At 70.7% G+C, this 14767-nt stretch carries 5 protein-coding genes; all 5 read left to right on the forward strand.

Annotated elements, in window-relative coordinates; all coding sequences use genetic code 11:
* The first annotated feature begins 344 nt into the window (after window positions 1–344).
* The 5 genes from FHU40_RS20255 (at window position 345) to FHU40_RS20275 (ending at window position 14676) form a co-directional block, all read left to right on the forward strand.
* Window positions 345–3005 (forward strand): FtsK/SpoIIIE family DNA translocase, encoded by a 2661-nt coding sequence (locus FHU40_RS20255; protein ID WP_183594164.1) that lies wholly within the window; start codon window positions 345–347, stop codon window positions 3003–3005.
* The gene (locus tag FHU40_RS29700) at window positions 3002–4720 is read left to right on the forward strand and encodes a helix-turn-helix domain-containing protein (RefSeq protein WP_183594165.1); all 1719 of its coding nucleotides are present in this window, start codon (window positions 3002–3004) and stop codon (window positions 4718–4720) included. Before FHU40_RS20255 ends, FHU40_RS29700 begins: the two co-directional genes overlap by 4 nt.
* A 101-nt stretch (window positions 4721–4821) precedes the next feature.
* The gene (rimO, locus tag FHU40_RS20265) at window positions 4822–6231 is read left to right on the forward strand and encodes a 30S ribosomal protein S12 methylthiotransferase RimO (protein ID WP_183594166.1); all 1410 of its coding nucleotides are present in this window, start codon (window positions 4822–4824) and stop codon (window positions 6229–6231) included.
* Window positions 6231–6842 (forward strand): CDP-diacylglycerol--glycerol-3-phosphate 3-phosphatidyltransferase, encoded by a 612-nt coding sequence (pgsA, locus tag FHU40_RS20270; RefSeq protein ID WP_183594167.1) that lies wholly within the window; start codon window positions 6231–6233, stop codon window positions 6840–6842. Before rimO ends, pgsA begins: the two co-directional genes overlap by 1 nt.
* Window positions 6843–7161: 319 nt before the next feature.
* Window positions 7162–14676, forward strand: coding sequence for an ExeM/NucH family extracellular endonuclease (locus FHU40_RS20275; protein WP_183594168.1), 7515 nt, complete (start codon window positions 7162–7164; stop codon window positions 14674–14676).
* Window positions 14677–14767: the final 91 nt, after the last annotated feature.

The raw sequence follows: 14767 nt of genomic DNA on the forward strand, positions 1-14767 counted from the left end.
CGCCGGAGCCTGCGAGGGCGTGACGGTGCGTGTCGAGGTATCGGTGAGCCGGGCAGCTGCCTGTCGTTTCATCAAGGGATGTGGGCGAAGTTGCGCCTCCCCCGATGGGGTGCTGCGCGACGGCGTCGGTTCGCCTTCATCCCTTGGTGGCGCCGCGGTTCCCTGGATGAGCTCGGCGAGGGAAGCGCCGGTTCACCCTCATCCCTTGATGGAACCCCCGGGCTCCCACGCCGATCACCCCCACGGAACCGACACCCGATCCGCTTCTTGACGAGACGACCGAGCCAAGACACGCACTCCTGTGGTGCGTGTGACGGGAGTGGCTGCTGCGTAGGGTGGTAACCATGGCGACCCGTACGTCTTCCCCGCCGGGGTCGCGGAGCAAGAGCACGTCCTCGACCTCCCGATCCCGGAGTACCGGCACCAGCCGGACCACCAGCAGCCGTTCGACCGGTTCGGGGCGCAAGCCTGCCTCGAAGTCCCGGTCGAAGAGCTCGAGCAAGAAGCGTCCGGCGTCGCGGCGCCCCGCGCCTCGCGCGGTCCGCACCGGTCCGGGGCCGATCTCCCGGTTCTTCACGATGATCTTCCGCGGCGTCGCGGCGCTGTGGCTGGCGATCGCCCACGGCGTCGGCGCGGTCGCCCGCAGCATCGGCCACACCGCCCGGGACCTCGAGCCCGAGCACCGCCGCGACGGCGTCGGGCTGTTCCTGCTTGGCGGCGCGGTCGTCGTGGCCGCCGCGGTCTGGTGGCAGCTGCCGGGCTCGGTCCTCGACGGGGTCCGCACCGTGGTGCAGGGGTCCGTCGGCAAGGTCGGGTTCCTGGTCCCGCTCGCGCTGGTCTTCGTCGGCTGGCGCACCATGCGCGACCCCGAGCACACCGGACCCGCCGGCCGCCAGGTCGTCGGCTGGACCGCGCTCGCCTTCGGCGTCCTCGGCATCGTCCAGATCGCCGAGGGCAACCCGCAGCCCGATCTCGGCGACACCAGCGACCTGCGGACCGCCGGCGGTGCCGTGGGGTACGTCGTCGCGAGCCTGCTGCTCGACCTGCTGCGCTCGGTGTACGTCGTGGTGCCGCTGCTCGCGCTGCTCGCCTTCTTCGGCGTCCTGATCGTCACCGCGACGCCGCTCTACCAGGTGCCGCACCGGCTCGCCGAGACGCGCGACCGCCTGCTCGGCCGCACCCACGAGGACGAGGACGCGGGCGAGTCCGCCCCGACCCGCCGCAGCCGCCGGTCGAAGGTCGACGACGACGAGATCGATCCCGACCTCGGCGACCCGGCGTACGACAGCCCGGTGCTGCAGGACCGAGAGCTTCGCAAGCGCAAGAAGCGCCTCGAGACCACCGAGGACGGCCTCGACATCTTCGCGTCCGACCCGTTCGCCGACCCGGCGGCCGACCCGGAGCCGGACCCGGCCGACGTCGCCACCGTCGCCAACGGCCCGGCCTTCCCCGACGTCGGCTCCGAGAAGGTCGAGCTCGAGCCGCCGCCGCACGTCCCGCTGCCGGTGCGGGCCGAGCAGCTCGCGCTGTCCGGCGACATCGTCTACACGCTGCCGGGCAGCGACGTCCTCAAGGCGGGCTCGCCGCACAAGCCGCGCTCGAAGGCCAGCGACGCCGTGGTCGAGCGGCTCACCCAGGTGCTGGAGGAGTTCTCCATCGACGCCCAGGTCACCGGCTACACCCGGGGCCCGACGGTCACGCGCTACGAGGTCGAGCTCGGCCCCGGCGTCAAGGTCGAGAAGATCACCAACATCCAGAAGAACATCGCGTACGCCGTCGCCTCGGCCGACGTCCGGATCCTCAGCCCGATCCCCGGCAAGTCGGCGGTCGGCATCGAGATCCCGAACGTCGACAAGGAGGTCGTCTCCCTCGGCGACGTGCTGCGCTCCACCACCGCGCGCTCCGACCATCACCCGATGGTGGCCGGCCTCGGCAAGGACGTGGAGGGCGGCTTCGTGGTCGCCAACCTGGCCAAGATGCCGCACCTGCTGGTCGCCGGCGCCACCGGCTCGGGCAAGTCGTCGTTCATCAACTCGATGATCACCTCGGTGCTGATGCGCGCGACGCCCGACGAGGTCCGGATGATCATGGTCGACCCCAAGCGGGTCGAGCTGAACGCCTACGAGGGCGTCCCGCACCTGATCACGCCGATCATCACCAACCCCAAGAAGGCCGCCGAGGCGCTGGCCTGGGTGGTGCGCGAGATGGACCTGCGCTACGACGACCTGGCCAACTTCGGGTTCCGCCACATCGACGACTTCAACAAGGCGGTGCGCGCCGGCAAGGTCGACCTGCCCGCGGGCAGCGAGCGCAAGCTCGAGCCGTACCCCTACCTGCTGGTGATCGTCGACGAGCTCGCCGACCTGATGATGGTCGCGCCGCGCGACGTCGAGGACGCCGTCGTCCGGATCACCCAGCTGGCCCGCGCCGCCGGCATCCACCTGGTGCTGGCGACGCAGCGACCGAGCGTCGACGTCGTCACCGGCCTGATCAAGGCGAACGTGCCCTCGCGGCTCGCCTTCGCCACCTCCAGCCTTGCCGACAGCAGGGTCATCCTCGACCAGCCCGGCGCGGAGAAGCTGGTCGGCCAGGGTGACGGGCTTTTCCTGCCGATGGGCGCCTCGAAGCCCGCGCGCATCCAGGGGTCCTGGGTGACCGAGGCCGAGATCGCCCAGGTGGTGAAGTACTGCAAGGGGCAGCTGGAGCCGGCGTACCGCGAGGACGTCACCGCGCCCGCGGCCTCCAAGCGCGAGCTCGACGACGACATCGGCGACGACCTCGACCTGGTGATCCAGGCGGTCGAGCTGGTGGTCTCCACGCAGTTCGGCTCCACGTCGATGCTGCAGCGCAAGCTCCGGGTCGGCTTCGCCAAGGCGGGCCGGCTGATGGACATCCTCGAGAGCCGTGGCGTGGTGGGGCCCAGCGAGGGCTCGAAGGCGCGTGACGTGCTCGTCAAGCCCGACGAGATCGATGGTGTGATCGCGACCCTCCAGGGGGAGATGTGAGCAACCTCAGCACGGCCGACTTCGACCAGACCTACGACGAGCCGGCCGCCACCGCGCCGGCCCCGGTCGAGGTGCGCCGCAACGGCGCGCTCTCGGGCGGCATCGGCGTGGTGGCGGCGGTCGTCGCCCTCGCCTACCTGACCCGAGCCCTCGGCGACGGCGCGCTGCTCGACTGGGTGCTCGCCCTCGCGATGGGTGCCGTCGCGGCGGTGTACCTGTCCGCGCTCGTCGACGCCCGCACCCCGCTCATGGTCGTCGACGAGCAAGGTGTCCGACTCCGCAGGGGCCGCCGCTGGCTCGGCTTCCGGTGGGACTCGGTCGAGTGCCTGGAGCACCGGCCCCGCCGCGGGGCGCTGCGCGACGGGCGCCTGGTCGTGGTCGCGTTCGACGACGACCGCGAGTACGCCGTACCCCTGTCGCTCTCGACCTGGGTGGCCGGGGGCGGCGACGACCTGACGCTGGCGCTGGAGCGGCTCGCCGACGATCCCGACCGGGTCGTCGAGGTCACCGACGTCGCCGACGCTCCGGTCGAGGACGAGTGGACCGAGGACGACCTCGACGAGCCCGAGTACGACCCGTACGACGAGGGGGAGTGGGTCGACGAGGCCGACCGGCCGGAGGAGCCGCTCCACCCCGTGCTGCACGACCCCCGGCCGACCGTGGCCCGGGGCATCGACTTCCTCGCCGACCGGCTGCGACTGCGCCGCGAGCGGCCGACCGGCCACGACGAGGCCGAACAGGACGCGGCCGAGCACGACGCGGCCGAGCACGAAGACCTTCCGGCCGGTCCCGAGCCGACCGTCCCGCTGGTGGCCGCGAGCGCGACGCCGCTGCCGCTGCGTGACCCGGTCGGCGGCAGCCGGGCCGAGGTGCGCTTCGACGGCGCCGCCGCCCTGGCGGCCGAGCCGGCCGAGACCGACGACACGATCGCGGCCGCGCTGCCCGAGATGGGCGAGCTGTGCCGCGATCCGGACGCGCTCGTCATCGACGCCGGCGACGTCGCGCCGGTCGTCGATCCGGTGGTCGGCCCGGTGCTGGCGGCGGCTCGCACCCGGCTCCACCTCACCGTCGACCAGCTCGCCGAGCGCACCCGGATCCGCCCGCACGTCATCGAGTCCATCGAGGTCGACGACTTCGCGCCCTGCGGCGGCGACTTCTACGCCCGCGGCCACCTGCGCACGCTCGCGCGGGTCCTGGGCGTCGACGCGACACCGCTGCTCACGGCGTACGACGAGCGGTACGCCGACGCGCCGATCGACGCCCGGCGCGTCTTCGAGGCCGAGCTCGCGACGGGCGCGGACGGCCCGATCCGCAGCATGCGCGGCGGCCCCAACTGGTCGGTGCTGATCGCCGCCGTGATGGCGCTCGTGCTGGCCTGGTCGATCGCGCGGCTGGTCATGGACAGCCCGGTCGAGATCGGCGACAAGCCGGTGCTCAACGGCTCGCCGGCCCCGCGCACCAAGCTCGGCGCACCGGTGCCGGTCGTCCTCGACGCGGCCACCGGCGGCACGCACGTCGTCGTGCTCGACGGCGCGGGCGAGCAGGTCTTCAGCGGCGATCTCGCCTTCGGCGAGAAGAAGACCGTGAAGGCGGCGCCGCCGGTGCGCGTGCAGGCCTCCGACGGCGGTCTCCAGGTGACGGTCGCCGGCAAGGAGCGCGGCGCGGTCGGCTCCGAGGGCCAGCCCGCCCAGAACACCTTCGCCGCCGACGACTGAACCGGACGCCGAGGCGGCGCCAGATTTTCACAACACCGTGCAATCTGGCGCCGACTCGGCATTTCGACGCGCCACCCGTCGGTTGGGATACTCGGAGGGACATGACGACCGAAACCAGCAGCCCGTCCGATCTCCTCTCCGTCGCGATGGTCACCCTCGGGTGTGCCCGCAACGAGGTCGACTCCGAGGAACTGGCGGGGCGCCTCGAGGCGGGCGGCTTCCGCCTGGTCGACGACCCCGCCGCCGCCGACACCGTGGTCGTCAACACCTGCGGCTTCGTCGAGTCGGCGAAGAAGGACTCGGTCGACACGCTGCTCGAGGCCGCCGATCTCAAGGCCAGCGGCCGTCCCCAGGCCGTGGTGGCGGTCGGCTGCATGGCCGAGCGCTACGGCAAGGAGCTCGCCGACTCACTGCCCGAGGCCGACGCCGTGCTCGGCTTCGACGACTACCCCGACATCGCGGCCCGGCTCCGGTCGATCATGGCGGGGGAGTCCCACGAGGCGCACACCCCGCAGGATCGCCGCACGCTGCTCCCGATCACGCCGGTCGAGCGCGCGCTGTCGACCGCTCCGGTGCCCGGCCACGCCTCGGGGCCCGCCAGCCTGCGCCGCCGCCTCGACTCCGGCCCGACCGCCTCGCTCAAGCTCGCGAGCGGCTGCGACCGGCGCTGCTCGTTCTGCGCGATCCCGTCCTTCCGCGGCTCCTTCGTGAGCCGCCGCCCCTCCGACGTGCTCCAGGAGGCCCGCTGGCTGGGCGGCAACGGCGTCCGCGAGCTGTTCCTGGTGAGTGAGAACTCGACGTCGTACGGCAAGGACCTCGGCGACCTGCGGCTGCTCGAGACGCTGCTGCCCGAGCTGGCCGCGGTCGAGGGCGTCGACCGGGTCCGGGTCTCCTACCTGCAGCCCGCCGAGACCCGGCCGGGGCTGATCGAGGCGATCGCGACCACGCCCGGCGTCGCGCCGTACTTCGACCTCTCCTTCCAGCACGCCAGCGCCGGCGTGTTGCGCCGGATGCGCCGCTTCGGCGACCCCGAGAGCTTCCTGTCGCTACTGGAGCAGATTCGCGGGCTCGCGCCCGACGCCGGCGTGCGGAGCAACGTGATCGTCGGCTTCCCGGGCGAGACCGAGGACGACCTGCAGACGCTGTGCGACTTCCTCGTCGCGGCCCGCCTCGACGTCACCGGGGTGTTCGGCTACTCCGACGAGGACGGCACCGAAGCGGCGACGTACGACGCGAAGCTGGACGACGACGAGATCCGCGGCCGCGCCGAGCACGTGACGGCCCTGGTCGAGGAGCTCACCAGCCAGCGGGCGGCCGAGCGGGTCGGCGAGACCGTGGAGGTGCTCGTCGAGCGCATCGACGACGAGACCACCGAGGGCCGCGCCGCCCACCAGGGGCCGGAGGTCGACGGCTCGACGTACCTCCTCGACGGCGACGCGCAGGTGGGCGACCTGGTCCGCGCGGTCGTGGTCGAATCCGAAGGCGCCGACCTCTACGCTCGGGTGGTGTGATGGACGAGGCCGTGCGCACCCAGCCCAGCAACTGGAACGTCCCCAACGTGCTGACGACCCTGCGGATCGTCATGGTCCCGTTCTTCGCCTGGGCGCTGCTCGTCGACGGCGGTGAGTCGATCACCTGGCGCTTCGTGGCGTTCGTGATCTTCGCGGTCGCCATGATCACCGACAAGATCGACGGCGACCTGGCCCGCAAGCACGACCTGGTCACCAACTTCGGCAAGATCGCCGACCCCATCGCCGACAAGGCGATCACCGGCATGGCCTTCATCGGCCTGTCGATCGTCGGCGACATCTGGTGGTGGGTGACGATCGTCGTGCTGCTGCGCGAGTGGAGCGTCACCCTGCTGCGGCTCTCGATCCTGAAGAAGGTCGTGATCGCCGCGGCCGACCTCGGCAAGATCAAGACCACCTTCCAGGCGGTCGCACTCGCGACGCTCTGCCTGCCGCTGCGCGACCCGGACCTCCCGAGCGGGCTCGAGGTGCCCGGCGAGGTCGTCTTCTACCTCGCGCAGGCGTGCCTGGCGATCGCGGTCGCCCTCACACTCTGGTCGGGCTGGGAGTTCTACCGCGGCGTGTGGCGGCAGCGGGCCTCGCTGCGCTCCTGAGCCCCACCGACGAGCGCTGACGGGTCCGGATCGGACCTGTCCGGACGTCTACCCGGATCCCGGTAGACGTCCTCGGCGGCGCGCCGTCGCGGCCGGCCTGTAACGAATTGTTCAGCAGATACAGGTGCGAGACGTCCGTTTCGAGGCTAGGGTCCCTTCACCACCATGGTCCGCGCCGGAGGGCTTCCCCCACCGCTGCGTCGTCGCCGAGAGTTCTCCTGAGCTTCCCGGTGCGGCCAGCGAAGCTTCCCGACGTTCGCGGTTCGATGGCGCCGCTCGCTGTTGCTGTCCACCGTCAACCGTTCGGAGAACGCCTTACATGTTTGCTTCCGGAAAGCGATTCGCCTGGGGCGCAGCCCTGGCCGTCGTCGCCAGTGGTCTGCTCGTCCTCCCCGCCGCACCTGCCTCCGCCAATCCGGCCGGCACCGGCTTGGTCATCAACGAGGTCTACGGCGGCGGTGGCAACACCGGCGCGGTCTACACGAACGACTTCATCGAGCTCTACAACCCGACCGCGAACGCGATCTCCGTCGGCGGGCTGAGTCTGCAGTACCGCGCCGCCGCCGGCTCCGGTGCGCCCGGGTCGTCGAACGTGTTCGCTCTGCCGACGAAGACGATCCAGGCGGGTGGATACTTCCTGGTGCAGGCGGCGCCCGGCACGACCGTGACCGACAAGCCTCTTCCGGTGACGCCGGACGCGCAGACCACCGGTACCGCGCTGAACCTGTCGGGCACCGGCGGCCAGATCTTCCTCGCGGACGGCACCGCCCCGCTCGACCCCGGCACGGGAACGATCTCCAACCCCTCCGTCATCGACTTCGTCGGCTGGGGCACGTCCACGACCAGCTACGAAGGCGTCCCGGTCGCGCCCGCAACCCGCAACAGCGCCCCGGCCACGGCGAACGCGACTTCGATCTCGCGCACCTCCCCGGGCGCCGACACCGACTCGAACTCCGCCGACTTCGCGGCCGCGACCACGCCGTCCCCGACCACGTCGACGGTCGCTGCCGCACTCGCCGTGACGACGCCGGGTAACAAGTCGGCCTTCGTGGGCACCGCGATCGCGCCGATCGCACTCGCCGCTACGGGCGGTACCCCTCCCTACGCCTGGGAGGCCAGTGGCCTGCCCGCGGGACTGTCGCTGGGCGGAGCCACGATCTCGGGCACCCCGACCGAGACCGGCACCTCGGAGGTCACGGTCACGGTGACGGACTCGGCGAGCCCCACCCCGGCCTCTGACTCCCAGACCTTCACGATCACCGTCAGCGAGACGCCCGAGCTCCGGACGATCGCCGAGGTGCAGGGCACCGGCGAGCGCTCGGAGTTCGCCCCCGCCACCGGCAACGGCGCCGGCCAGACGGTGGCCGTGCGCGGTGTCGTCACCGCGATGTACCGCACCGGCGGCTACAACGGCATGTACGTCCAGACCGAGGGCACGGGCGGCACCACCGACGCCACCCCCGGTGCGTCGGACGCGATCTTCGTCTACGGCAACCCCGACATGAGCCGCATTCCCGCCGGCATCGAGATCGGCGACTCGGTCGAGGTCATCGGCGCCGTCTCGGAGTTCTACAACTCCACCCAGATCACCCCGGCGGTCGGCGGCGTCACCGAGCTCGGCACCGCGCTGGACCCGGTCACCGGCTTCGAGACCGGCTACCCGGCCACCGACGCGGAGCGCGAGGCACTCGAGGGCATGCTGCTCGCCCCCACCGGCGACTTCGTCGTCAGCAACGCCTACAGCACCAACCAGTACGCCGAGGTCGGCCTCGCCGCGACGATCGAGGGCGCGGGCGGCGACCCCGACATCGCCGGACCGCTGAAGCAGCCGACCGAGCACGTCAAGCCCAGCGACACCGCGGGCGTCGCCGCGATCAGGGCCGAGAACGCCGCTCGTGCGGTCACCCTGGACGACGGAGCCTCGTTCAACTACCTGCAGAGCCAGGCCAACAAGGGGCTTCCCGTGCCCTACCTGACCGGTGCCGACGGCCAGCCGAACCCGGTCCGGGTCGGCGCCAAGGTCACGTTCGAGGTGCCGGTGATCTTCGAGTGGCGCAACGACCTGTGGAAGTTCCAGCCGACCTCGCAGGTCACCACCAACGGCGCGGACTTCGTGACCTTCGAGGACACCCGCACCCCCAACGCCGCGCCCCAGGACGTCCTGGGGACCGACGGCGACCTCAAGATCGCCACCTTCAACGTGCTCAACTACTTCGACACCACCGGTGAGGCCTACGTCGCCGCCGGCCAGCACGAGAACCCGCCGATCGTCACCCACTGCACCTACTACACCGACCGGGCGAGCAACCGGATCGGCAACGACCAGTGCGGTGTCAAGCACCCCGGTGAGACCTACACCGCCTCCAACCCCAACGACGGCCGTGGACCCCGCGGCGCGGCGACCGACGCGAGCCTCGCGCGCCAGGAGGCCAAGCTGGTCAACACGCTGATCACCATGGACGCCGACATCATCGGGCTGGAGGAGATGGAGAACTCCATCAAGCTCCCCGGAGAGTCGAACCGCGACGAGGCGCTCGCCCACCTGGTCGACCTGCTGAACGCCGCGGACGACCAGAACACCTGGGCCTACGTGAAGAGCCCGGGTGAGGCGATGACCGCAGCCGCGGTCGCCGAGCAGGACGTGATCCGCGGCGCGTTCATCTACAAGCGCGACACCGTCGAGACCGTCGGCCAGTCGCGGATCCTCTTCGGCACCGACCAGTTCGCGAACGCCCGCGAGCCGCTCGCCCAGGCATTCAAGGCCGCGGGCGCTCCCGACGGCGACGCATTCGCGGTGATCGTCAACCACTTCAAGTCCAAGGGCGACAACCAGTCCCCGACCCCGCCGGCGACCGGCGACAACGCCAACGACACCATCACGGGCGTCGGCGCCTTCAACGGCGACCGCAAGCGCCAGGCGACCCGCCTGCTGCAGTTCGCCGAGGACTTCGCCGAGGAGCGGGAGATCGAGGCGGTCTTCCTGGCCGGTGACTTCAACTCCTACAGCATGGAGGAGCCGATCGCGATCCTCACCGCTCCGTCCGCCGGGTACGAGCTGATCGAGTCCGACCAGGCGGGCGAGGAGTCCTACTCCTACAACGGCCTGTCGGGCTCTCTCGACCACGTCCTCGGCAATGCGGCCGCGATCGACATGGTGACCGGCGCGGACATCTGGGAGATCAACGCCAACGAGGCGGCCTCCTTCATGTACAGCCGCTACAACTACAACGTCACCGACTTCTGGCAGCCGAACCTCCCCTTCGGCACCTCGGACCACAACCCCGAGATCGTGGGGGTCGACGTCCCGGACTTCACGCCGACCTCCTACGAGGAGGTCCAGGTGATCGGCACCAACGACTTCCACGGTCGGCTGCTCCCCGACGCCGGCAACGCGGCCGGCGCGGCGCCGTTCGCCACGGCGGTCAAGGAGCTGAAGGACGACAACCCGAACTCGGTCTTCGTCGCGGCCGGCGACCTCGTCGGTGCCTCGACGTTCGAGTCCTTCATCCAGGACGACGAGCCGACCATCGAGGCCCTCAACGCCATGGGCCTCGAGGTCTCCGCGGCGGGCAACCACGAGTTCGACCGCGGCTACACCGACCTCGCCGACCGGATCCGGAGCAAGGCCGACTGGGAGTACATCGCGGCGAACCTCGAGTACGACCCCGAGTTCATCGAGGCGGCCGACGAGCTCGCCGAGACCTGGACCAAGACGATGCCGAACGGCAAGAGGATCGGCTTCGTCGGCGCGGTCACCGAGGACCTGCCGGCGCTGGTGAACCCGGCCGGCATCGAGGGAATCACCGTCACCGACGTGGTCGACGCGACCAACGACGCGGCGGCCGCCCTCAAGTCCGGTCCGGACCCCGTGGACCTGGTCGTGCTACTCGTCCACGAGGGCTCGCCGTCGACGGTGTGCAACTCGGACAGCTTCACCGACGAGGCGACCACCTGGGGCAACATCGTCCAGAACACCTCGGCCGACGTGGACGCGATCATGTCGGGCCACACGCACCTGGCCTACAACTGCCGGTTCCCGGTGCAGGAGTGGGTCGACGACTCCTCGCGGACCGTCAAGCGCCGTCCGGTCGTCTCGGCCGGCCAGTACGGCACCAACCTCAACCGGCTCGTGTTCAAGTACGACGACGCGACCGGCGACCTGGTCTCGATCGGCCAGGACGTGATCGCCACGGCCGGCGTCGGCTACCCGTCGAACGCCACGGTGCAGGGGATCGTCGACGACGCGGTCGACTACGCCGCGACCAAGGGCGCCGAGCCGCTGGGCTGGATGGACGGCGAGTACCGCCGGGCGTCGTACAACCCGAGCGGCACCGCCACCGAGAACCGGGGCGGCGAGTCGACGCTGAACAACCAGGTCGCGGAGGTCCAGCGCTGGGCCACCGACGAGGCCGGCATCGAGACCGACATCGCGTTCATGAACCCCGGTGGTCTGCGGACCGACATGCCGGGTGACGCGGACGCCGGCCTGCGGAAGCTGACCTACCGAGGGGCGGCCAACGTCCAGCCCTTCGCGAACACGCTGGTCAACATGAAGCTGACCGGTGCGCAGCTGAAGACGGTGCTCGAGCAGCAGTGGCAGCGCAACGCCCAGGGTGGCGTCCCGTCGCGGCCGTTCCTGCGCCTGGGTGTCTCGAAGGGCTTCACCTACACCTACGTGGAGACCCCGGAGACGGTCAGCGTGCCCAACTCCGCACCCGTGAACACGTTCCAGGGTGAGGTCACCGGCATGTGGCTCGACGGTGAGCCGATCGACCCCGCGGCGACGTACTCGGTGACCGTCAACTCCTTCCTCGGTGGTGGCGGCGACAACTTCTGGGAGCTCGCGAACGGGACCCAGAAGGTCGACACCGGCAAGGTCGACCTCGAGGCGATGGTCGAGTACATGAAGCAGTACCCCGACGCCGCGCACGCGCTGCCGGTCGACTACAGCCAGCGGGCCGTCGAGGTGACCTTCCCGAACTCCGCCCCGGCGACCTACGCCCCGGGGGACTCGGTGACCTTCGATGTCGCCTCGTGGGCGATGTCGGCGGCCGGCGACAAGACCGACGCGGAGCTCAAGGTGCTGCTCGACGGTGAGGAGATCGGCTCCGCCACGGTCGACAACGCCATCGGCGCCCAGCCGTACGACGACTACGGCACCGCCACGGTCGACGTCGAGCTGCCGCAGGACGTGCCCAACGGCACGGTCACGCTGACGCTCGTCGGACCCGCGACCCACACCGAGATCCCGGTCGAGGTCGAGGTCGAGGACGGCCTGGAGCGGATCCAGATCCTGGCGACCAATGACTTCCACGGTCGGATCCAGAACGACTCGGGCAGCGCGGCCGCCGGTGCGGCGGTGCTGGCCGGAGCGGTCAAGCAGCTGCGGGCGGCCAACCCGAACACCGTCTTCGCGGCGGCCGGAGACCTGATCGGCGCCTCGACGTTCGAGTCGTTCATCCAGAACGACAAGCCGACGATCGACGCGCTCAACTCGGCCGGCCTCGAGGTCTCGGCGGTGGGCAACCACGAGCTGGACAAGGGCTACGACGACCTGCTCAACCGGGTCATGGCCGAGTACGACGAGACCGACAACCCCGAGGGCGGCGCCGAGTGGCAGTACATCGCCGCCAACCTGAAGATGAAGGCGACCGGTGACCCGGCCGTCCCGGCGACCTGGGTCAAGACGATGAACGGTGTGGACGTCGGCTTCGTCGGCGCGGTCACCGAGGACCTGTCCTCGCTGGTCAGCCCGGCCGGCATCGCCGACCTCGAGGTCGCCGACCTCGTCGACTCGGTCAACGAGGCGGCCGAGGAACTGAAGGACGACGCGGACGTCGACCTGGTGGTCATGCTGGTCCACGAGGGCTCGCCGTCCACCAACTGCGCGTCGATGACCGACCCGGCCAAGCCGTGGGGCCACATCGTCACCGGCGTCAGCGACGACGTGGACGCGATCGTCTCGGGCCACACCCACCTGGAGTACAACTGCTCCTTCGCGGTCGACGGCTGGGCCGACCGACCGGTCAAGGAGCGCCCGGTGGTCTCGGCCGGTCAGTACGGCGCGAACCTCAACCAGCTGGTGTTCACGGTCGACCCGGTGACGGGCACCGTGCAGGCCAAGGACCAGAAGGTCCTGAAGCTGAAGAGCTGCACCAACTCGACCGCGTGCACCAACTACGCGGCGGACGCGGCGACGGCGGACATCGTGGCCACGGCGGTCCAGGCCGCCGTGGAGCCGGGCAAGCAGGTGCTCGGCAACATCCGGGCGCCGTTCGCCCGGGCGAAGTTCGCTGCCGGCGGCGAGAACCGGGGTGGCGAGTCCACGCTGGGCAACCTCGTGGCCGAGGTGCAGCGGTGGGCGACGCCGGCGGAGACCGTCGGCGCGGCCGACATCGCCTTCATGAACCCCGGTGGCCTGCGCACGGACATGGCGGGCACGGTCGACGGTGCTGACCGCAAGGTCACCTACCGCGAGGCGGCCAACGTCCAGCCGTTCGCGAACACGCTGGTGAACATGGATCTCACCGGCGCGCAGATCGCGAAGGTGCTGGAGCAGCAGTGGCAGCGCAACGCCTCGGGTGCGGTGCCGACCGGCCGCACGTTCCTGCGGCTCGGCGTCTCCGTCGGGTTCACCTACACCTACACCCAGCGGGACGACCCGGACAACGCCGGTCAGAAGCTGGGCCGGGTGACCGGGATGTGGCTCGACGGCGTGCCGATCGACCCGGCGGCGACGTACTCGGTGACCGTGAACTCGTTCCTGGCGGCTGGTGGCGACAACTTCCACGAGCTGGCCAACGGGACGGGCAAGCAGGACACGGGCATGACCGACCTGCAGGCCATGGTCGACTACATGGCGGCCGAGGGTGTCGGAGCCGGCGTCGGCGTCGACTACGCCCAGCGGGCGGTCGACGTGACGTTCCCGGCCGACGCGCCGGCGGCGTACGCGCCGGGTGCGCACGTGGTGTTCGACCTGAAGTCGTTGTCGATGACCGACCCCGGGGACCAGAGGGACACCCAGGTCGCCGTCAGGCTGGGCGACGCCGTGATCGGGTCGGCGGAGGTGACCACCTCGGTCAGCTCGTCTCCCGACAACAGCGCGAACAGCAACGACGACGCGGGCACCGCTCACGTGGACGTCGTGATCCCGTCCGGGATCGCGGCCGGCGCCACGACGCTCACCGTGGTCGGCAACAACACCGGTACCGAGGTCCGGGTGCCGATCACCGTCGCATCGGTCACGCCGGGTCCGGACCCGCAGCCGGTGCCGTCGACCGTGACCGCGGGCGACGTGTCGATGACGTACGGCAAGGCGGCGACGGTCACCGTCAACGTCAGCGGTGGCGGCGGCGGAACGGTGACCATCCTGGACGGGCCCAAGAGCCTGGGCAGCGCACCGGTCGCCGGCGGGGTCGCCACCATCGGGCTGTCGGCCGGGGCGCTCCTGCCCGGCGCGCACACGCTCACCGCGGCGTACTCCGGTGACGCCCGCGTCGCCTCGGGCTCCGACACGTTCGCGGTGACGGTCGCGAAGGCGAAGTCGTCGACGAAGGTGAAGGCGAAGCCGGCGAAGGTCAAGGTCAAGAAGACCAAGGCCAAGCTGACCATCACCGTGACCGGACAGTCGGGTGTGGTGGCGACCGGCAAGGTGAAGGTGAAGGTCCCGGGCCAGGGCACGAAGACGGTGACCCTGCGCAAGGGCAAGGCCACGCTGAAGCTGGCGAAGTTCACCGATACCGGCAAGAAGAAGGTCAAGGTCAGCTACCAGGGCAGCGACCTGCTGAAGCCGAGCTCCGGCTCGGTGGTCGTGAAGGTCGTCAAGAAGAAGTAGGCCCGAAAGCAGGCTGCGACGTACGTCGGCCCGTCCGTGCTCCGGCAGGGACGGGCCGACGTACGTTACCGGGAACCGTCGGTCGACCGGG

The organism is Nocardioides soli (assembly GCF_014191495.1).
Classification (GTDB): Bacteria; Actinomycetota; Actinomycetes; order Propionibacteriales; family Nocardioidaceae; genus Nocardioides; species Nocardioides soli.

What these genes read in the sequence shown, in the direction of transcription:
- FHU40_RS20255 (WP_183594164.1), top strand. Translation starts at nt 345, where the DNA reads ATGGCGACCCGTACGTCTTCCCCGCCGGGGTCGCGGAGCAAGAGCACG.
- rimO (WP_183594166.1), top strand. Translation starts at nt 4,822, where the DNA reads ATGACGACCGAAACCAGCAGCCCGTCCGATCTCCTCTCCGTCGCGATG.
- pgsA (WP_183594167.1), top strand. Translation starts at nt 6,231, where the DNA reads ATGGACGAGGCCGTGCGCACCCAGCCCAGCAACTGGAACGTCCCCAAC.
- FHU40_RS20275 (WP_183594168.1), top strand. Translation starts at nt 7,162, where the DNA reads ATGTTTGCTTCCGGAAAGCGATTCGCCTGGGGCGCAGCCCTGGCCGTC.